Raw genomic sequence first — 19,492 nt, 5'->3', positions numbered from 1 at the left:
ATGCCCCCCGTCTTCGCCCACGGACGCCTGCGCCTCTACCTGCTGAAGCTGCTGGACGAGGCACCGCGTCACGGCTACGAGGTGATCCGCCTCCTCGAAGAACGCTTCCAGGGGCTGTACGCGCCCTCGGCGGGCACCGTCTACCCGCGCCTGGCCAAGCTGGAGGCGGAGGGTCTGGTCACCCACACCACCGAGGGCGGCCGCAAGGTCTACTCCATCACCGACGCCGGCCGCGCCGAACTGGCCGACCGCAGCGGCGAACTGGCCGACCTGGAGCTGGAGATCCGCGAGTCGGTCGCCGAACTGGCCGCCGAGATCCAGGCGGACGTCCGGGGCGCGGCGGGCGACCTGCGGCGCGAGGTGCGGGCAGCGGCGAACAAGGCCCGCCAGGGCGCGTCCGCGGGCGGCCAGGAGGACGCCCCGTTCGCGGACTTCCCCGGCCTGGGCGACAAGGAGGCGTGGCGCGCCGCCAAGGAGGAGATGCGCCGCGCCAAGCAGGAGTGGCGGGAACAGGCCCGCCGGGCCAAGGACGAGAGCCGCCGCGCCCGGGAGGAGGCCCAGCGGGCCCGGCGCCAGGCCAAGGAGGCGCAGGACCGCGCCAGGGAGCAGGCCCAGGAAGAGGTGCAGCGCATCGCGCGCCGCGTCCAGGAGCAGGTGCAGGGCCACTTCTCCCGGGGCGACTGGCCGACGGGGCTGCGTGAGGGCCTGACCGAGCTGGCCAAGGAGATGGGCGAGCTCGGCATGGACCTCGGCAAGGATCTGGGCAGGGACTTCGGGTTCGGCCGGGAGAGCGACGCTCCGGCGGCGGACCGGCCGGCGTACTCCGACACCCCGGAGGACTTCCCCGCCGCCTACACCCCGCCGTGGGCCCACGAAGGGGCCACGGACACCACCGGCGACCCCGCCCGGGACCTGGACCGCCTGCTGGACCGCTTCCGGGACGACATCCGCGACGCGGCCCGCGACCACGGCATCACCGAGGAGCAGCTCCGGGACACCCGCCGCCACCTCTCGACGGCGGCTGCCCACATCGGGGCCCTGCTGCGCAGCCCCAGGAGCTGACAGGACGGCAGCGGCCCGCCCCCACGGGGCCGGCCGCCTCGGGCCGCCCTCGGGCCGCGTCAGCCCGCCTTGGCCTCGCCGCCCCCGTAGAGCACCCGGGTCAGGGACGCGTAGGTCACCCCGTGGTCGGCGAGGACCTCGGCGGGCACGCCGGGGCGCGCGGTCAGCGCGAGGAGCAGGTGCTCGTCGCCGATCGCGCGGTCGCGGTGGGCGGTGGCGGCCCGCAGCGCCCCCGTGAGGGCCTCCTTGGCGTCCCGGGCGAAGGGCCGGTGCCCCGACCGCCGCCCGCGGCCCCGCCGGTCACCGGACATCGCCCCGACGCCGTGCGCGTCCTCCACCCGGGCCACGATCTCCGACACGTCGATCCCCAGTCCGGCGAGGGCTTCCGTCTCGGCCTGGGTGAGCCCCGCCCGGCGTCGTGCCTCCCCCAGCGCCGCCCGCACCGACTCCCTGCTCTCCCCCAGCCCGAGAGCGCTCAGGGCGAAGGAACCCCGGCTGCCCTCCCGCTCCAGCAGGGCGAGCAGGAGGTGCTCGGCGGTGACGGACGACGCCCCGGCCTCCTCGCTCTCCCGGACCGCCTCCTTGACCACGGCGCGGGCATCCTTCGTGAACCGCTCGAACATCAATGCCTCCCGTATTTCTTGTGCACGGCCTGCCTGCTGACGCCGAGCTCGCCGGCGATCTCCTGCCACGACCAGCCCTGGTTGCGGGCGTTGCGCACCTGGACGGCCTCCAGCTGCTCCAGCAGACGACGCAGCGCGGCGACGGCCCGCAGCCCCACGCGCGGATCGCGGTCACCGGCCCGCGCGGCCAGATCGGTTGCCTCACTCATACTGTCAACCTACGTTGACACTCCGGGCCCTGTCAACCGGAGTTGACAAGAAGGAGTGCCGGCCACCCTGACCGTGCCCGCCGCGCGGAGAACGCCGACGGCCGGCCCGGGAGAGCCGGACCGGCCGTGACAAGAGGAAGCGCGGCACCGGGACGGCGCCGCGCGGGGATCAGGGGGCGGTGAGCACGATCTTCCCGAACTGCTCGCCGGACGCCATGCGTTCGAAGCCCTCACGGGCCCGGTCCATGGGCAGGACCTCGTCGATCACCGGCCGCACACCCGTGGCGGCGCAGAACGCGAGCAGGTCCTCCAACTCGTCCTTGGTGCCCATGGTCGAGCCGACGACCTTGAGCTCCAGGAAGAAGATCCGCGTCAGTTCGGCGTGGGAGGGCCGGTCGCCGCTGGTGGCACCGGAGATCACCAGGGTGCCACCGGGCCGCAGCGACTTCACCGAGTGCGACCAGGTCGCCGCACCCACCGTCTCGATGACCGCGTCCACCCGCTGCGGCAGCCGCGCACCGGACTCCAGCGCCTCCACGGCACCCAGTTCCACCGCCCGCTTGCGCTTGGCCTCGTCCCGGCTGGTGGCGAAGACCCGCAGTCCGGCAGCCTTGCCGAGCACGATGGCCGCCGTCGCGACACCCCCGCCCGCGCCCTGCACCAGCACCGAATCACCGGGCCGCACCCCGGCGTTGGTGAACAGCATCCGGTACGCGGTCAGCCACGCCGTGGGCAGACAGGCGGCCTCCTCGAAGGAGAGCTCCTTGGGCTTGGGCAGCACGTTCCAGGTGGGAACGGCGACCTGCTCGGCGAAGGTTCCCTGGTAGCGCTCGGTCAGGATCGACCGGGGCTCCTTGGGGCCCACCCCGTGACCGGTCTGCCCGATCACCGAGTGCAGGACGACCTCGTTGCCGTCCTCGTCGATCCCGGCGGCGTCGCAGCCGAGGATCATCGGCAGCTTGTCGTCGGTGAGCCCGACGCCACGCAGGGACCACAGGTCGTGATGGTTGAGGGAGGCGGCCTTGACCGTGACGGTACTCCAGCCGGGGCGGGCCTCGGGAGCCGGACGCTCTCCCAACTCCAGACCGGCCAGCGGCTGGTCGCGGTCGATTCGGGCGGCGTAGACAGCGAACATGACCTTGACCCTAGGTTCCCCGGGGCACCGAAGGAACAGCCCCGCGCTGTGAGACACGCCCTGTTGCGCCGGCGGGGACCGCCGGACGGGTGCCTCCGCGGCCCGACACGCACCACGGGCGCCCGCGACAACCACAGCCCCGCCCCACAGCCACCGGCCGCCCTCGACACCACCCGAGCCACCGGTCGCCCGCGACACCACCCGAGCCACCCGCCCGCGGCCGAAACCACCCGTCCAGCGCAACCACCGGCCGGAAATCGCGGTGGCAACAGCATCGGCCCCGTCCACCGGGGACGGGGCCGATCCGTGAAGCGCAGAACCGCGACGCCGCCGTCAGCGGCGGGCCACTCCCTCGGCCCGCGCGGCCGCCGCCACCGCCGCCGTCACGGCGGGCGCGACCCGCTCGTCGAACGGCGAGGGGATGACATAGTCCGCGGCAAGGTCGTCACCGACCACCGACGCCAGCGCCTCGGCGGCCGCCAGCTTCATGCCCTCGGTGATCCGCGAGGCGCGCACCTGCAGCGCCCCGGCGAAGATGCCCGGGAAGGCGAGCACGTTGTTGATCTGGTTCGGGAAGTCCGAACGCCCGGTGGCCACGACGGCCGCGTACTTGTGCGCGACCTCCGGATGCACCTCCGGGTTGGGGTTGGCCATGGCGAAGACGAACGCGCCCTTCGCCATCGACGCCACCGCGGGCTCCGCCACCGTGCCGCCGGACACGCCGACGAACACGTCGGCGCCCTCCAGGGCGGCCTCCAGCGTGCCCGAGATCCCGGCCTTGTTGGTGAACGAGGCCACCTCCGCCTTGATCGGCGTGAGGTCGTCCCGGTCCCGCGAGACGACGCCCTTGCGGTCGGCGACCGCGACGTCCCCGATACCGGCCTCGATCAGCATCTTCGCGATCGCGACACCCGCCGCGCCGGCGCCCGAGATGACGGCCCGCAGGTCGCCGAGGGCGCGCCCGCTGAGCCGCGCGGCGTTCCGCAGCGCCGCCAGCGTCACGACGGCCGTGCCGTGCTGGTCGTCGTGGAAGATCGGGATGTCCAGCCGCTCCTGCAGCCGGCGCTCGATCTCGAAGCACCGGGGCGCCGAGATGTCCTCCAGGTTGACCCCGCCGAAGGAGGGGGCCATCCGGACCACGGTCTCGACGATCTCGTCGACGTCGGTGCAGTTCAGGGCGATGGGAACGGCGTCCACACCGCCGAACTGCTTGAAGAGGATCGCTTTGCCTTCCATCACCGGAAGGGACGCCTCGGGACCGATGTCCCCGAGGCCCAGGACGGCCGTACCGTCGGTCACGACGGCGACGACCGATGACTTCCACGTGTAGTCGTGGACGAGGTCCGGCTGCTCGGCGATCGCGGTGCACACCTTCGCGACGCCGGGCGTGTACGCCAGGGACAGATCGTCCTTGTCGCGGATCGGCACGGTGGCCTGCACAGCCATCTTGCCGCCGCGGTGCAGCGCGAACGCCGGGTCGAAGGACTCCAGGGGCTCCGCCCCTGAACCCTCCTCGTTCTGCCCGTCCCGGCTTTCGCTGTCGCTGCGAGGATTGACAATCTCCGCTGCCACTTGGTTTTACCCCTTAAATGTTCATGGTTTGAGGGTTTGCCACTCCTGGTGAGGGGTGGGCGGGACCGCGCAAGGCCCGATGGTGGATACGTACGGGCCGGACGCGATGGGCGCGCCGCACACGCGCCCTGAGCCCCGGATGAGGGGTGTAAAGAACCTTCTTACCGGACGGACGCCACCGAGGACGAGTCCATAACGCGAAGGTCACAGACCGCCGCCAGGACTCATCGGCCAATTTCAGGACAAGACCTGGACAAACGCGCGGCAACCGGTCGCGCGACGCCAAACGCGGCGCCGCTCCACTCCCGATCTCCCGTTCCACCGAAGATCTTCCGGCCGGAATGGAAGATTCCCGCAACCTGTCCGGCCGTGATGTACCGGAGTGGTGCGGTTCGGGTGTGACCCGTTATCCGATTTTGACATGGCTGGCCCCCTGAATGGCTCAGTCCGAATGGCAAGATGCCGTAATCACACGGGGTCGCGACACTCGAAGACGTGTGTTGTTCTCGACCTGCGGCGTTGTCGATGCCTGTCGGCAACGGCCTCGACCCCATCGGCACTCCACCCATCCGCCGGAGGAACCACCATGACCGCAAGCACCACCCGTCGTACCACCGCCGCGCGCTCCCGGACTGCCGCGGTCGGCGCGATCGCGGTCGCAGGCGCACTGCTTCTCACCGGCTGCGGTGACCAGACGGACAAGAGCAGCGACAGTGGCACCGCTGACACGACCGGCTCCGCCGCGCCGCTCAACGACAAGCTCCCTGACGACATCCGCAAGGCGGGGGTCATCAAGGTGGGCTCCGACATCGCGTACCCGCCGGTCGAGTTCATGGAGGGCGGCAAGGCCGTCGGTATCGACCCGGACATCGCCGAGGCGCTCGGCAAGCAGCTGGGCGTCGAGTTCCAGTTCCAGAACGGCAAGTTCGACCAGCTCATCGTGGGTCTGCAGTCCAACCGCTTCAACGTCATCATGTCGGCGATGAGCGACACCAAGGACCGCCAGAACGGCATCGACTCGGACACGGGCAAGAAGGCCGGCAACGGCATCGACTTCGTCGACTACTTCACGGCCGGAACGTCGATCCTCGTCCAGAAGGGCAACCCCAAGGGCATCAAGACCCTCGACGACCTGTGCGGCCAGGTCGTGGCGCTGCAGCGCGGTACGACCTCCGAGGGCATCGCGAACGCCCAGAACAAGAAGTGCACGGAGGACGGCAAGAAGGCGATCAAGCTGCAGACCTTCGACACCGACCCGGAGGCGCTCCTCCGCCTGAAGCAGGGCGCGTCCGTCGCCGACCTCAACGACTTCCCCGTCGCCGCCTACAACGCCAAGACGTCGGGCGGCGGCAAGGACTTCGAGGTGGTCGGCGAGCAGATCGAGGCCGGCCCCTACGGCATCGGCGTGAGCAAGCAGAACACCGAACTGCGGGACGCCCTTCAGGCCGCATTGAACGCCATCATCGAGAACGGCGAGTACACCAAGATTCTCGAGAAGTGGAACGTCACGGACGGCGCCGTGACCGAGGCGAAGATCAACGGCGGCTCCTGAGCCTCGGCACCACTGAAGGGCAGTCACTGTGACCGACACGGTCGACAAGACTCCGGCACCCTCCGTGCCGCCGGAGCAGATCAAGGCGATTCCGGTCCGCCATTACGGCCGCTGGGTCGCCGGTGCGGTGGTCATAGCCGTACTGGTGATGATCGGCATCGCCTTCTCGAACGCAAACATCAACTACAGCGTCATCCCCGATTACCTCGTGGACGGGACCATCCTTTCCGGGGCGTGGCACACGCTGTACCTCTCCGTACTCGCCATGGTGCTCGGCCTGGTCCTGGGCGTGATCATCGCAGTGATGCGGATGTCGTCGAACCCGGTGACCAGTACGGTCGCGTGGTTCTACGTGTGGTTCTTCCGCGGTACTCCGGTGCTGGTGCAACTCCTCATCTGGTACAACATCGCTCTCGTCTTCCCCACACTGAACCTGGGGTTCTACAAGGACGAGATGAACCAGGTGATGACGCCGTTCCTGGCGGCGCTGCTGGGCCTGGGCCTCAACGAGGCCGCCTACATGTCCGAGATCGTCCGAGCGGGCATCCAGTCCGTCGACGAGGGACAGACGGAGGCCTCGCAGGCTCTGGGCATGACCCGTGCGAAGACACTGCGCCGTGTGGTGCTTCCGCAGGCCATGCGTGTCATCGTGCCGCCCACGGGCAACGAGTACATCAACATGCTGAAGACCTCGTCACTGGCCTACGTGGTGCAGTTCACAGAACTCATCAAACGGTCCACCGACATCTCCAGTACGTCGCTGGCAGTCGTCGAGATGTACTTCGTCGCCTCCATCTGGTACCTCGCACTCACCAGTGTCTTCAGCGTCGGCCAGTACTACCTCGAGCGTCGGTACGCCCGCGGTGCCCGGCGGACACTGCCTCCGACGCCGATCCAGCGGCTCAAGAGCAACCTGCGCATGTTCCATTCCTTCGGCCGCCCGGGGGTGACCCGATGAGCAGTCTCGTCAAGGACTCCGTCCCCGCCACCAGCGGGCACCCGATGGTCAAGGCCGAAGGCGTCCACAAGTCGTTCGGACCCGCGCACATCCTCAAGGGCATCGACCTCGAGGTGAACGCGCGCGAGGTGTTCTGCCTCGTCGGGCCCTCCGGGTCCGGCAAGTCCACCTTCCTTCGGTGCATCAACCACCTGGAGAAGATCAGCGCCGGCCGTCTGTCCGTCGACGGCGAGCTGGTCGGGTACCGCCAGAAGGGCGACAAGCTCTACGAGCTGAAGGAGAAGGAGGTCGCGGCCCAGCGGAGGGACATCGGCATGGTGTTCCAGCGCTTCAACCTCTTCCCCCACATGACGGCCATCGAGAACGTCATGGAGGCCCCGCTCCAGGTCAAGCGGGAGACGAAGGCCGTCGCGCGGGAGCGCGCGGAGCGACTGCTCGACCGTGTGGGTCTGGGCGACCGCATGAAGCACTACCCGGCTCAGCTCTCGGGCGGTCAGCAGCAGCGTGTGGCCATCGCCCGCGCGCTGGCCATGCAGCCCAAGCTGATGCTCTTCGACGAGCCGACGTCCGCACTGGACCCGGAGCTCGTGGGCGAGGTGCTCGACGTGATGCGCGATCTCGCCGAGGACGGCATGACGATGATCGTGGTCACCCATGAGATGGGCTTCGCCCGGGAGGTGGGCGACTCGCTGGTCTTCATGGATGACGGTGTGGCCGTGGAGACGGGCCACCCGAGGGACGTGCTGACGAATCCGCAGCACGAGAGGACCAAGGCGTTCCTGTCCAAGGTCCTGTAACCCGTCCCGTCCGCCGCCAGGCGTGACTCATCGAGAAGCGAAGGTGCGCCGGACATCGTCCGGCGCACCTTCGTTTGCCCTGAGGAAATCCTGAGCCGGATGGCGATCATCGAGCCGGCCAGGCTCGTTCCGGTCGTGGCGTGGCCGGTGTCCGATGCCGGCTCATTTCAGCGCGAGCAGCAGCGTGTCCGAGGGTGAGCACCACACCGGCCGGGTCTCGGTGAAGCCGTGGTCGCGCAGCGTGCGGGCGTGCCAGTCGGCGGAGGGCATGTCGCCGTCGGCGTGCTCGCCGTAGATCTCGAAGCGGCGGGCGGTGGGTTCCGCGAGGACCGGGTCCTTCGCGGCGAGCTGCCACCATTCGGCCCAGTCGAGGGCGCCGTCCCGCCTGGCTCGATCCATGTGGGCGTGACGCAGGGCGCGCTCGGCCGCGTTGATCCGGGGCGTCGTCTCGTCGATCATGTGGTCCGCGTTCATGAAGACACCGCCGTCGCGCACCAGGCCCGCGAGGCGTCCGTAGAGGTCCGCGAGGGGTTCCCGGTGCAGCCAGTGGAGGGCGGTCGCGGTCAGCACGGCGTCGTACGTGTCGTGCGGCAGTGCGGACGGCCAGTCGGGGTCCTCGAGGTCGGCCGTGACGAGGGTGACCCGCTCGTCACCCGCGAAGGTGCCCTCGGCGATGGCGAGCAGCGCCGGGTCGAGGTCGACGCCGGTGCTGGTGGCGTCCGGGAACCGGTCGAGCAGCCGGGCGGTGATGCTGCCGGTGCCGCAGGCCAGGTCGAGGACGCGCGGCGAGGTTCCGACGAGGGCCTCGACCATGTCGAGCATGACGCGGAAGCGCTCCTCGCGGTCGGGCATGTACCACTCCTGCTGGCGGTCCCAGCTGCGCTGCCAGCCCTGCCAGTCGGTGGTGGTCGTCGGCGTGTCCGTCATCGAGCCCCTCCTCGCGCGTGCACGTAATACCCTGAAAGCACAATCGTCTGTTACCCGGCCGCAGGCACGACCTTAAAGCCCCTTCGTAAGGACTACAAGTGGAACTGGCCTATTACTCGGATTACGCCGTCCGTCTCGTCAACACCGAGGAGCCGGCCCGGGGCAAGGACGCGCTGACCTCCGTCGAGGCGGTCCGCGGTCTGTTCGGGACCAACCAGTCCGCGGCGCGCCGCGCGACCGAGGCCGACCTGACGCGTTTCCGCTCGGTCCGCGGACGGCTCCGCGCGGTCTTCGAGGCGGCGGACGGCGACGACGAGACCCTCGCCGTGGACCTGCTGAACTCGCTGCTGCTGGAGTTCCCGGTCAGCCCGCAGATCTCCGGGCACGACGTGCGGGACGACGACGGACGCCCGCTGTGGCACATGCACCTGGCCGACCACCCGTCCAACGCGACCGCCGGCTACGCCGCCATCGCCGCGATGGGCCTGGCCTTCCACCTCACGGAGTACGGCGTCGACCGGCTCGGCCTGTGCGAGGCACCGCCCTGCCGCAACGCCTACCTGGACACCTCCACGAACCGCTCCCGGCGCTACTGCTCCGACCGCTGCGCGACCCGCGCGAACGTGGCCGCCTACCGCGCCCGCAAGCGCCTGGAGACCGGGCGGGCGGACAGCACGGGCCGGGCGGCGGAGAGCGCCCAGACCACCAGCGCCAGCGGGGAGCACTGAGCGGCCCGGCGGGGCCGGTACCGGAAGCGCACCCTGCCCAGCACGAGCTCGTCCGGCACCGTCCCGTAGTCGGTGCTGTCGCCCCCGGCGTACGTGTTGTCCCCGCGTACCCACCAGCCGCCCTCGCGGCGCTCGGTGGCCCGTTTGACGACCAGCAGGTCCTGCTGGAACGGATGGCGCAGCACCACCACGTCACCGGGGCGGACCCGGGCCCCGTAGTGCACCAGGAGCCGGTCCCCGTGGTGCAGCGTGGGCACCATGGACGGTCCGGTCACCTCCGCCACCCCGAAGGGCAGCGGCGCACTCGACCGCTCGGCGTCCTGCGACAGCTCCGGCATCCTCCGGCACCTCCCCGGTTCTTTCCTCCACCAGTCTCAGTCTCACCCCGGACTTTTGTCCTAAGCCCGTGGGGGCACCCGCGAAAAGCCGTCGGCCACGGAGTAATGTCCAGTGTGAGAAGACGATCACGAGGAAGGAACGCTCCATGCTTTCCCGCCTGTTTGCCCCCAAGGTCAAGGTCAGCGCCCACTGCGACCTGCCCTGCGGCGTGTACGACCCTGCCCAGGCCCGCATCGAGGCGGAGTCGGTGAAGGCCGTCCAGGAGAAGATGGCCGGTAACGACGACCCGCACTTCCAGGCACGCGCCACCGTCATCAAGGAGCAGCGTGCCGAGCTGGCCAAGCACCACGTCTCCGTGCTGTGGAGCGACTACTTCAAGCCCCCGCACTTCGAGAAGTACCCGGAGCTGCACCAGCTCGTCAACGACACCCTGAAGGCCCTGTCGGCCGCCAAGGCGTCCACCGACCCGGCGACCGGCCAGAAGGCCCTCGACTACATCGCCCAGATCGACAAGATCTTCTGGGAGACCAAGAAGGCTTGATCCCCCCTCGGTCGTGCCCCCACCGGTGACCGGTGGGGCCTCGTGGGTCTCGGGCTTCACGAAGGGGTCCGTCCGCAGCTGTGCGGCCGGGCCCCTTCGGGCTGTCCGGGACCGGACACGGGCCGCGGCCGCATTCGGATACGGGAGACGGCCGGGTTGCGTGGCGTCTCAGGGGTTCTGCGGTGCTGCGGGCCCGTCCGTCGGGGACGGGTCGGCGTGGGGCTCGGCGGGTTCCGCGGGCGCGGTGTCGGTGTGGTCCGGGGGCACGTAGGCCGTGCACCGGGGGTTCTGGCAGGGGCCCTTCACCCAGGAGGGGACCCACGCGCCGAGCGTCTTGCGACGTCGGACGACCAACTCGACCGGCTGTCCGCAGGAGGGACACGCGTGCTCTTCGCTGCCCATGCCCTCAGGGTAGGCCCAGGGGCGGCTCAGCGCTCCCTGCTGTACGCGCGGCACCGTCACCCCGTCGCCGAAGGTGCGGACGGAATCGAGAGCTGCCTCCTCGGCATCCGCGGCGGCCCTCATGCGCGGTCCAGGCGCCCCCGGGACACGTGCCGGCACGTCGGGACCGCCGAGCCGGGACGGGCGCGGGGCCGCGGCGGCCGTGCCGGGGATGCTGCGGGCACCCGGCGCGGTTCCCGGGCCGCCCCCTCGGGCCACACGACGTCCACCGGTACGCCCCTGGCGCGGGCGTAGGCCACCAGGTGGGCGGTGGCGTCCCGCCCGTCGGACGGGGAGCCGTCCCACACCGCCAGCAGCAGGCTGCCGTCGGCCACCATCCGCTCGTCGGCGCGCACGCAGGCGTCCCGGTCCGCGGGGTCGTACTCCAGGAGCCGCACCCGGTCGGCGAGGGTCAGCAGTTCGCCGGTCGCCAGTCGGTCGGGCCGCAGCGGCACGGCGGGGACCCCGTCACGGGTGGGGATCCCGACGACCAGCCGGCGGCCCGCGGCTCGCGCCGCCCGGCCGAAGGCCAGGGCGGAGCCGGCGCCGGAACGCACGACGGCCGGTCCACGGGCGAGGCGCCCGAGACGTCTGTGCAGTGCGGACTCCACCAGACGCAGGGTGTCCGGTGTCAGATCGGCGTGTCCGACCACCGTGATCTGCGCCTCCGCCGTTCCGTCGTCCCTCGCCTCGTCGCTCATCCCGCCCCTTGTCGTCCCCTCGTCCGGCGTCCGCCGGGACCTCAAGCCTTCGGCGGACGGTGCTGCCGGGGCCAGTGAAGCGGGGACGGCACCTCCGCGACCAGGGCCGAACGTCCCCGCTCCGGGGGTTTCTCGCGCTACACCGGGGGTTCGGACGGTCCGGGCGCGCGGCGGTCCGGAGCGGCCGTACCGGGGCGGTCCACCGGCCTCGGGTCACGGGGTCGAGTCGGGGCGGGGTTCGCGCCACATGGGCCACATGTACGGGCCGTCGGGGAGGGCGAGGGGCTCTCCGGCGGCCTCGAAGCCGAGGCGCTCGTAGAGAGTGCGGCTGCGCGCGCTGCTGGCCTCCAGGTAGGCAGGCAGCCCGGTGCGGTCGCAGCGGTCGAGGACCGCGCCGATCAGCGCGGTGCCCAACCCCTCGCCCTGCCGGCCGGGGGCCACGCCGATCATCCACAGATAGGCGTGGGCCCGTCCCGAGGGATGGATGCCCGCCGTCAGGCGGCCGATCAGCTCCACCCGCTCGTTGTCCGGGTCGACGGCCTCCCGCACCAGTGCCGGACCGTCGTCCTCCTCGTCCGCCTCGCCCTCGGGGTCGTCCGCGGGCACGGGCAGCCACAGCGCGCAGGCGGAGCCGTCCTCGGTGACGTCGATCCACCCGTCCGCCATCACGATGTCGGTGAAGGAGGCCATGAGGCGGTGATGCGTCGTCCGCCGGTACTCCTCACCGGGGAAGACCCAACTGCTCACCGGATCGTCCTGGAACGCCGCGTCCAGCAGCCGGACCACCCGCTCCCGGTCCTGCTCCCCCGCCGTCCGGATCGCCACGCCCATGTCCACCCCTTTGCCTCAACCCATGTGTGATGTACGGGGGTTGAGCCTAACGTCCGTGTCCCGCACGGGAGTTCGGGAACCGGGCGAAGGTCGGCCGGCGGGGGGCGCGGGCCCCGCACATCGTGGGGAAGTGCGGGACCCGCCGGACCCGTGCCCGCGGCGACCGTGCGTCGGCAGGAGCCGCACGGTCCCGGGCTCCGGGGTTCGGTGCGACGGCCGCCCGGGACATCCGCCGGATCCTCCCCCGTGTCCTCGGTGCCCGGGCGAACCGTCAGGTGGTGCGCCGTGTCACGAACTCGGCCAGGGCCAGCAGCCCGCCCGCGGCTTCCGGGTCCGGCACGGCACGGGCCAGCTCCTGCATCGCCCGGGCCATCCGGTCGGCCGCCTGGGCCTGTGCCCAGTCCCGGCCGCCCGCCCGTTCCACGGTCAGCGTGATCCGCTCCAGGTCCTCCTTCGCATGCGGAGCCGCGTACAGGGCGGCGAGTTCGGCGGCGGCCGGACCACCTGAGGTGAGCGCGGCGACCACGGGCAGGGACTTCTTGCGGGCGGCCAGGTCCGCGCCGGCCGGCTTGCCGGTGTGCCGTGGGTCGCCCCATATGCCGATCACGTCGTCGATGAGCTGGAAGGCGAGCCCGGCCTCCCGGCCGAACGCGTCCAGCGCGGCCACATCGGCTTCCGGGGCGTCCGCGTACAGCGCCCCCACGGAACAGGCACAGCCGAGGAGTGCGCCCGTCTTGGCCTCGGCCATGGCGAGTGTCTCCTCCAGGGTGACGTCCCCCGGAGGGCGCCTCTCCATGGCCGTGTCCGCGTGCTGACCCGCGCACAGCTCGATGACGCACTGGGCCAGCCGGGCCGCAGCCGCCGGAGCCGCGGGGTGCGCGTCCTCGGCGAGCAGCCGGAGGGCGAGCGCCTGGAGCGCGTCACCGGCGAGGATGGCGGCGGCGTCACCGAAGACGGTCCACGCGGTGGCCCGGTGACGGCGGGTGGTGTCGCGGTCCATCACGTCGTCGTGCAACAGCGTGAAGTTGTGGACCAGTTCCACCGCCGCCGCGGCCCGGACGGCGGCCGCCCGCGCACCGGGGCCGCCGAGGGCCGAGGCCCCGGCGAGCACCAGTGCGGGACGGATCGCCTTGCCGGAACCGCCGGCGGCCGGAGTGCCGTCCGCATGCTCCCAGCCGAAGTGGTAGCGCGCGATGCGGCGCATCGGGCCGGGCAGGGTGCCGACCGCGGCCCGCAGCACCGGGTCGACCTCCGCCCGGGCACGCTCCAGCAGCATCGTCGCCTCGTGCCCGTCGGCGGGACGGTGTTCCGTCTCCGTCCTGAGCTCCGTCATGGACGCACCCCTGGTCTCGGAGGATGAGCGGAGGGTGGCGCAGCTACCGCGGTCGAGCCCGTACCCCCAGGGTGTACCCGCCCGCGCGGCCGGGGACACGGTGTGCGGGCCGGGCTTTGCGGTGCGGTCACCGCCAGCGGCCGATCTCGACGTTCTCCAGGACCCCGAGCGCGTCCGGGACCAGCACCGCGGCCGAGTGGTAGGCCGTGACCAGGTACTTGATGATGGCCTGTTCGTTGATGCCCATGAAGCGCACGGACAGGCCCGGCTCGATCTCGTCGGGCAGGCCGGCGGCCCGCAGTCCGATCACGCCCTGGTCCTCCTCACCCGTACGCAGGGCGATGATGGAGGTGGTGCGCGCATCCGTCACCGGGATCTTGTTGCAGGGGTAGAGGGGCACACCGCGCCAGGTGGGGATGCGGTTGCCGCCCACGTCGATGGTCTCCGGGACCAGGCCCCGCTTGTTCAGCTCGCGCCCGAACGCGGCGATCGCCCGCGGATGGGCGAGCAGCATTCTGGTGCCGCGCCGCCGGCTGAGCAGCTCGTCCATGTCGTCGGGGCCGGGCACGCCGTCGTGGGGCTGGATCCGCTGGTCGTACTCGCAGTTGTGGAGCAGACCGAAGTCGCGGTTGTTGATCAGTTCGTGTTCCTGGCGCTCCTTCAGGGCCTCGACGGTCAGCCGGATCTGCTGTTCCGTCTGGTTCATGGGCTGGTTGTAGAGGTCGGCCACGCGGGTGTGAATGCGCAGCACGGTCTGGGCGACGCTGAGTTCGTACTCGCGCGGGCTGGCCTCGTAGTCGACGAAGGTGTGCGGGATGTCCGGCTCGCCGGTGTGGCCGGCCGCCAGCTCGATCGCCTTCTCGCCGTACTTGTTGGTGCGCTGACCGGGGATGGAGCGGAGTCCCCGGAGGTGTTCCCGCAGGGTCTCGGACCGCTCGGCGACCTGCTCGAACGCCTCCCGCGGCAGGACCAGCACGATGCAGGTGGTGAGCGTGCGGGCCGTGTACTCCCAGATGGCTCCGTCGTCGAGCAGGGCCTGGTCGCCGAAGTAGGCGCCGTCGGCGAGGACGCCGAGGGACTCGTCGCTGCCGTAGGGGCCGGTGCCGATCTTCTCCACCCGGCCGTGGGCCAGCAGGTACACCTCGTCGGCCGGGCTGCCGAACGAGGCGACGACCTGGCCCGGTTCGATCTCCCGCTGCCGGCAGCGCGCCGCCAGCTCGGACAGCACCTCCTGGTCCTCGAACGACCGCAGGGCGGGCAGCTCGCCCAGCTCCGCGGGAATGATCTCGACACGGTCACCGGTCTTGACGAACGTCAACCGGCCGTCCCCCACGGCGTACGTCAGCCGCCGGTTGACCCTGTACGTACCGCCCTGCACGTCCACCCAGGGCAGCATGCGCAGCAGCCAGCGCGAGCTGATCTCCTGCATCTGCGGCACTGACTTGGTGGTGGTGGCCAGGTTCCGCGCGGCAGCCGTACCAAGACTCTGCTGCGGCCGGGTCTGCTCCGTGCGGACCTCTTCGCCTACCGACATAGAGAATTGCCCTCCCAGTTGTGATCCACGCCCATCGGTGCCGGGCATCGATCTGCGCGATCAAGGTTTCCTCACGGAACGTGCCTGCACCATTACCCGAATGAGCGGGAATGGATCACTCGTCGCCTGGGCATCCATGGGGATTCCGTTTCGCGGGTCCGCGGCGGCCGCACCTTGTCCGGATCGGCTCGCACAGGGACCGAACGGAAGGTTCCGGTCCCTCCGTATAGGTAAAGCACCGGTACAAGACGGTCGCGACGGGCGGCCGTCCCGCAGTGCGAAGGAGGGCGGTCATGGCCCCACCCATGTCCGCGAGCGCGTTCCTGCGTGCTCTCAAGGCGGAGGGTCTGACGGTCGTCGAGGTAGGCGACTGGCGCGACCACAACCGCAACCACAAGGGCCCCTGGGGGCCGGTGCATGGCGTGATGATCCATCACACGGTCACCAAGGGCAGTGCAAGGACTGTGGAGTTGTGCCGCAAGGGCTACTCGGGCCTGCCGGGCCCGCTGTGCCACGGCGTCATCACCAAGGACGGCCGGGTGCATCTCGTCGGCTACGGCCGGGCCAACCACGCCGGTCTGGGCGACGACGACGTGCTGCGGGCGGTGATCGCGGAGAAGCGCCTGCCGCCGGACAACGAGGCGAACACCGACGGCAACCGGCACTTCTACGGGTTCGAGTGCGAGAACCTGGGCGACGGCGCGGACCCCTGGCCGGCGGCGCAGCTGGAGGCCATCGAGAGAGCCGCCGCCGCGGTGTGCCGCCACCACGGCTGGAACGAACGCTCGGTGATCGGGCACCTGGAGTGGCAGCCGGGGAAGGTGGACCCGCGCGGGTTCACCATGACGTCGATGCGCAAGCGGATCGGCGACCGCCTGAAGTGAGGCGGCCGACGCGCGGACTGGGAAGCGGCCGGCGCGCGGACAGGGAAAAGGGGCGGCCGCCGCCCCGGGTGACCGGTTCGGCCGCCGCGCCGCGCGGGCGGCGGGCGTCCGCCGGGCGGGACACACACGGGCCCCCGCCCCGCCCCTGCCCTGCCCTGCCCGGGCGGCGGCCTCCCGGCGCCCCGGCCGTGATCGCTCCGCCCCCGCTCCGCCCCCGCTCCGCCCCGGGGCCGCCGCCGGATTCCGGAAGCCGGGACACTGCGACGCCGGGCCGCCGGACCGCCGGACTGCCGGGCCGCCGGGCCGCCGGACCTCCGGGCCGACCCGTGCCTGGCCGGTCCGGCGGTCACCGGGGACAATGGCGCCGTGACCAGCGCGGACCCGCCCTCGGCCACCGGATGCACCGGTCTGCGCCCCCGCCTGCCCTCACCCCTGCAGGAGGCCGTCGACGCGCGGTTCGAACGGCACGGGGTCCGACTGCTGCTGAAGCGGGACGACCTGATCCACCCGGAGCTGGTGGGCAACAAGTGGCGCAAGCTGGCGCCCAACCTCGCGGCGGCGGCCGGGCGGACCGTGGTCACCTTCGGCGGCGCGTACTCCAACCACCTCCGGGCCACCGCCGCCGCCGGACGGCTGCTCGGCCTGCGCACGGTCGGAGTGGTCCGCGGCCAGGAACTCGCCGGCCGCCCGCTCAACGCCTCGCTGGCCCGGTGCGCGTCCGACGGCATGCGGCTGCACTTCGTCGACCGGTCGGTCTACCGCCGCAAGACCGAGCCGGAGGCGCTGGCCGCCGTGCTCCGCGCGGTGGACGCCGAGGACGCCCACGTGGTGCCGGAGGGCGGCAGCAACGCGGCGGCCGTCCGCGGCTGTGCGGCGCTCGGGGAGGAGCTCGCGGGCCACGCCGACGTGGCCGCCGTGGCCTGCGGTACGGGCGGCACGCTCGCCGGACTGGCCGCCGGGCTGGGACCCGGGGAGCGTGCCCTGGGCGTTCCCGTCCTGCGGGGCGGCTTCCTGGGCGGGGACATACGGGCATTGCAGACCGGGGCGTTCGGCGGTCCGCGCGGCGACTGGAGCCTCGACGAGCGCTTCCACTGCGGGGGCTACGCCAGGACCACACCCGAACTCGACGCGTTCGCGCAGGATTTCGAACAGCGCCACGGCCTCCCCGTGGAACGTCTCTATGTCGCCAAGTTGCTTCATGGACTCGTCGCCCTGACGGCGGAGGGCGCCTTCCCGCGCGGAAGCACGGTCGCCGCCGTGATCACCGGCCGCCCCTTCCCCTGACGCGGCGCCTTCGCGCGCGGGAGGCCGCGCGGGACACGGACCGGCACACGGCCCCGGCGACGGGTCCGGCTACGTCGCCTCCCGGTAGGCGGCCGCCTCCTCCAGGTCGAGCCGGCGCAGCAGCGTGCGCAGCATCTCGTCGTCGATGTAGCGCCCGTCGCGGAGCCGGACGAACACGTCCCGCTCCGCGCTGATCATCTCGCGCGACAGCCGCCGGTAGGTGTCGTCGACGGATTCCCCGGTGATCGGATTGGCCTGCCCCAGGCGCTCCCAGACGGAGTCGCGGCGGCGTTCCACCACCGCGCGCAGCCGCTCGGCGAGCGGGGCCGGCAACGTGTTGCGGTCGTCCGCGAGGAGCTCGTCGAGGCGCTGCTCGGCCGCCCGGGACGCCTGGGCCTGCGCGTTGGCCTCGGCCAGGGTCTCCGTCCGGCTGTCCCGCCCGGGGAACCGCAGCAGCCGGATGAGCAGGGGCAGGCTGACGCCCTGCACGACCAGGGTGCCGATGACGGTGGTGAAGGTCAGGAACAGCAGCAGGTCGCGCTGGGGGAAGTCGCCGCCGTCGGCGGTGTGCGGGATGGAGAACGCGATGGCCAGGGAGACGACGCCCCGCATCCCGGCCCAGGCGATGACGAACGGCATGCGCCAGCCGGGGCTTCCCTCACGTGCGCGGATCCGCGCCGACAGCAGCGGCGGGAGACAGACCGCCGGGTAGACCCACACGAACCGGGTCGCCACGACCACCGCGAACACGGCCAGCGCGTACCAGAGGGCGTCGCTGCCGTGGTAGGCGTTGATGCCTTCGAGGACCACCGGCAGCTGCAGGCCGATGAGCGCGAAGACCACGGACTCCAGGACGAACGCGACCATCTTCCAGACGGCGGCCTCCTGGAGCCGGGTCGCGAAGTCGACCTCCCACGCGCGGTGTCCCAGGAAGAGGGCGACGACCACGACGGCGATCACGCCGGAGGCGTGCACCTGCTCGGCCATGGCGTAGGCGAAGAACGGGATGAGCAGGCAGAGCGTGTTCTGCAGCAGCGCCTCCTTCACCCGCACCCGCAGCCAGTGCAGGGGCACCATCAGCACCAGGCCGACGGTGAGGCCGCCGAGGGCCGCGAGGAGGAACTCGCCGACGCCCCCGGCCCAGGTGGCGCCCTCGCCGACCGCCGCCGCCACGGCCACCCGGAACGCGGTGATCGCGGTGGCGTCGTTGAGCAGGGACTCGCCCTGGAGGATGGTGGTGACCCGGGACGGCAGCCCGACCCTGCGCGCCACCGCGGTGGCCGCGACCGCGTCCGGCGGGGCCACCACGGCGCCGAACACCAGCGCGGCGGTCAGCGACAGGCCGGGCACCAGCTCGTACAGGGCCCAGCCGACCACGAAGGTCGCGAAGAGCACGTAGCCGACGGACAGCAGCGCCACGGGCCGCAGCTGGGCCCGCAGGTCCAGGTAGGAGCTGTCGGTGGCCGCCGTGTGCAGCAGCGGGGGCAGGATCAGCGGCAGCACGATGTGCGGGTCGAGCGTGTACTCGGGCACGCCGGGCACGAAGCTGACCGCGAGCCCGGCCGCGACCAGCAGCAGGGGCGCCGGTACGGGCAGGCGCCGGGCGGCCGAGGCGATCGCGGCACTGCCGGCCACCAGCAACAGCAGCGGCATCACGTCCATGTCACGGCCACCCCCGGTGTCCCACGCGGTGTTCCGCGTGCCCGTCGTAATCTGGCCATCATGAAACAGTGCACGCACGTCGCCGCGCTGCCGCACCCGGAACCGGCTCCGGTCAGCCGGACGTGTCCCGAATGTGTGCGGGACGGCACGGACCCGGTCCAGTTGCGCCTGTGTCTCAGCTGCGGTCACGTCGGCTGCTGCGATTCCTCGCCGAACCGGCACGCGACCGGGCACCACCGGGAGACGGGTCATCCCGTGATGCGCACCTACGAGCCGGGGGAGGACTGGCGGTGGTGCTTCGTCGATCACGTCCTCGTATGACCGGCCGGTCCCCGCTGCCGGACGGTTCGACCGTCTGACGTCTGGGTACGTCAATGCG

At 71.6% G+C, this 19,492-nt stretch carries 20 protein-coding genes and 1 pseudogene; 9 read left to right on the top strand and 12 right to left on the bottom strand.

What is annotated here, in order from left to right; genetic code table 11:
- Complete coding sequence (locus ACIRPP_RS14105) at positions 1-1,062, top strand: helix-turn-helix transcriptional regulator (protein WP_403641661.1); 1,062 nt, start codon at positions 1-3, stop codon at positions 1,060-1,062.
- 59 nt (positions 1,063-1,121) lie between these two features.
- Here the strand turns inward: ACIRPP_RS14105 and ACIRPP_RS14100 are convergent, their stop codons facing one another.
- The 4 genes from ACIRPP_RS14100 to ACIRPP_RS14085 form a co-directional block, all read right to left on the bottom strand.
- Complete coding sequence (locus tag ACIRPP_RS14100) at positions 1,122-1,685, bottom strand: Clp protease N-terminal domain-containing protein (protein ID WP_403641658.1); 564 nt, start codon at positions 1,683-1,685, stop codon at positions 1,122-1,124.
- The gene (locus ACIRPP_RS14095; protein WP_164336527.1) at positions 1,685-1,894 is read right to left on the bottom strand and encodes a helix-turn-helix domain-containing protein; all 210 of its coding nucleotides are present in this window, start codon (positions 1,892-1,894) and stop codon (positions 1,685-1,687) included. Before ACIRPP_RS14095 ends, ACIRPP_RS14100 begins: the two co-directional genes overlap by 1 nt.
- A gap of 169 nt (positions 1,895-2,063) precedes the next feature.
- Entirely contained in the window at positions 2,064-3,029 is a 966-nt protein-coding gene (locus tag ACIRPP_RS14090; RefSeq protein WP_403641655.1) for a zinc-binding dehydrogenase, read from the bottom strand.
- 333 nt (positions 3,030-3,362) lie between these two features.
- On the bottom strand, positions 3,363-4,601 hold the full coding sequence (locus ACIRPP_RS14085; RefSeq protein WP_403641652.1) for an NADP-dependent malic enzyme: 1,239 nt from the start codon (positions 4,599-4,601) through the stop codon (positions 3,363-3,365).
- A 586-nt stretch (positions 4,602-5,187) separates the two neighbouring features.
- Here ACIRPP_RS14085 and ACIRPP_RS14080 point away from each other — a divergent pair.
- The 3 genes from ACIRPP_RS14080 to ACIRPP_RS14070 are packed head-to-tail and all read left to right on the top strand — an operon-like array spanning position 5,188 to position 7,908.
- Positions 5,188-6,153: an ABC transporter substrate-binding protein gene (locus ACIRPP_RS14080; protein WP_164342840.1), complete on the top strand. Its 966-nt coding sequence runs from the start codon at positions 5,188-5,190 to the stop codon at positions 6,151-6,153.
- Between the two features lie 28 nt (positions 6,154-6,181).
- Positions 6,182-7,111: an amino acid ABC transporter permease gene (locus ACIRPP_RS14075; RefSeq protein WP_164342841.1), complete on the top strand. Its 930-nt coding sequence runs from the start codon at positions 6,182-6,184 to the stop codon at positions 7,109-7,111.
- Positions 7,108-7,908, top strand: a complete 801-nt coding sequence (locus tag ACIRPP_RS14070) for an amino acid ABC transporter ATP-binding protein (RefSeq protein ID WP_403641649.1) — start codon at positions 7,108-7,110, stop codon at positions 7,906-7,908. Before ACIRPP_RS14075 ends, ACIRPP_RS14070 begins: the two co-directional genes overlap by 4 nt.
- A gap of 162 nt (positions 7,909-8,070) precedes the next feature.
- Here ACIRPP_RS14070 and ACIRPP_RS14065 read toward each other — a convergent pair whose 3' ends face one another.
- Positions 8,071-8,835, bottom strand: coding sequence for a class I SAM-dependent methyltransferase (locus ACIRPP_RS14065; protein ID WP_403641646.1), 765 nt, complete (start codon positions 8,833-8,835; stop codon positions 8,071-8,073).
- A gap of 98 nt (positions 8,836-8,933) precedes the next feature.
- Between ACIRPP_RS14065 and ACIRPP_RS14060 the strand changes: the two genes are divergently transcribed.
- On the top strand, positions 8,934-9,563 hold the full coding sequence (locus ACIRPP_RS14060) for a CGNR zinc finger domain-containing protein (protein ID WP_403641643.1): 630 nt from the start codon (positions 8,934-8,936) through the stop codon (positions 9,561-9,563).
- Here ACIRPP_RS14060 and sodX read toward each other — a convergent pair.
- Positions 9,467-9,901, bottom strand: coding sequence for a nickel-type superoxide dismutase maturation protease (gene sodX / locus ACIRPP_RS14055; protein ID WP_403641640.1), 435 nt, complete (start codon positions 9,899-9,901; stop codon positions 9,467-9,469). The genes ACIRPP_RS14060 and sodX overlap by 97 nt on opposite strands.
- Before the next feature lie 146 nt (positions 9,902-10,047).
- Here sodX and sodN point away from each other — a divergent pair, with 146 nt between their 5' ends.
- Positions 10,048-10,443, top strand: a complete 396-nt coding sequence (gene sodN, locus ACIRPP_RS14050) for a superoxide dismutase, Ni (RefSeq protein ID WP_004983535.1) — start codon at positions 10,048-10,050, stop codon at positions 10,441-10,443.
- 168 nt (positions 10,444-10,611) lie between these two features.
- Here sodN and ACIRPP_RS14045 read toward each other — a convergent pair whose 3' ends face one another.
- From ACIRPP_RS14045 to ACIRPP_RS14025, 5 genes and pseudogenes are all read right to left on the bottom strand, one after another.
- Positions 10,612-10,968 carry a hypothetical protein gene (locus ACIRPP_RS14045; RefSeq protein WP_403641637.1) on the bottom strand — a complete coding sequence of 119 codons (357 nt, stop codon included), beginning with the start codon at positions 10,966-10,968 and terminating at the stop codon, positions 10,612-10,614.
- A gap of 74 nt (positions 10,969-11,042) precedes the next feature.
- Positions 11,043-11,585, bottom strand: a pseudogene (locus ACIRPP_RS14040) (hypothetical protein); the annotation flags it as partial.
- Between the two features lie 213 nt (positions 11,586-11,798).
- A complete protein-coding gene (locus tag ACIRPP_RS14035) occupies positions 11,799-12,416 on the bottom strand; it encodes a GNAT family N-acetyltransferase (RefSeq protein WP_403641635.1) in 618 nt (205 codons plus the stop codon).
- A gap of 271 nt (positions 12,417-12,687) precedes the next feature.
- Positions 12,688-13,749, bottom strand: coding sequence for a family 2 encapsulin nanocompartment cargo protein polyprenyl transferase (locus tag ACIRPP_RS14030; protein ID WP_403641632.1), 1,062 nt, complete (start codon positions 13,747-13,749; stop codon positions 12,688-12,690).
- Between the two features lie 127 nt (positions 13,750-13,876).
- Positions 13,877-15,283, bottom strand: a complete 1,407-nt coding sequence (locus tag ACIRPP_RS14025) for a family 2B encapsulin nanocompartment shell protein (protein ID WP_403641629.1) — start codon at positions 15,281-15,283, stop codon at positions 13,877-13,879.
- Positions 15,284-15,576: 293 nt separating this feature from the next.
- Here ACIRPP_RS14025 and ACIRPP_RS14020 point away from each other — a divergent pair, with 293 nt between their 5' ends.
- Together ACIRPP_RS14020 and ACIRPP_RS14015 are read left to right on the top strand one after the other, a co-directional pair.
- A complete protein-coding gene (locus tag ACIRPP_RS14020) occupies positions 15,577-16,167 on the top strand; it encodes an N-acetylmuramoyl-L-alanine amidase (protein WP_403641626.1) in 591 nt (196 codons plus the stop codon).
- A 366-nt stretch (positions 16,168-16,533) separates the two neighbouring features.
- On the top strand, positions 16,534-17,451 hold the full coding sequence (locus ACIRPP_RS14015; RefSeq protein WP_403641623.1) for a 1-aminocyclopropane-1-carboxylate deaminase/D-cysteine desulfhydrase: 918 nt from the start codon (positions 16,534-16,536) through the stop codon (positions 17,449-17,451).
- A 69-nt stretch (positions 17,452-17,520) separates the two neighbouring features.
- On the opposite strand, the gene ACIRPP_RS14010 is transcribed toward ACIRPP_RS14015, so the two are convergent.
- Entirely contained in the window at positions 17,521-19,113 is a 1,593-nt protein-coding gene (locus ACIRPP_RS14010) for a Na+/H+ antiporter (protein ID WP_403641620.1), read from the bottom strand.
- A 60-nt stretch (positions 19,114-19,173) separates the two neighbouring features.
- Here ACIRPP_RS14010 and ACIRPP_RS14005 point away from each other — a divergent pair, with 60 nt between their 5' ends.
- Positions 19,174-19,434 carry a UBP-type zinc finger domain-containing protein gene (locus tag ACIRPP_RS14005; RefSeq protein ID WP_205078963.1) on the top strand — a complete coding sequence of 87 codons (261 nt, stop codon included), beginning with the start codon at positions 19,174-19,176 and terminating at the stop codon, positions 19,432-19,434.
- Positions 19,435-19,492: the final 58 nt, after the last annotated feature.

The sequence above is a fragment of the Streptomyces sp. NPDC101219 genome (assembly GCF_044767675.1).
GTDB lineage: Bacteria > Actinomycetota > Actinomycetes > Streptomycetales > Streptomycetaceae > Streptomyces.
This window is presented reverse-complemented; position numbering and strand designations above follow the sequence as displayed.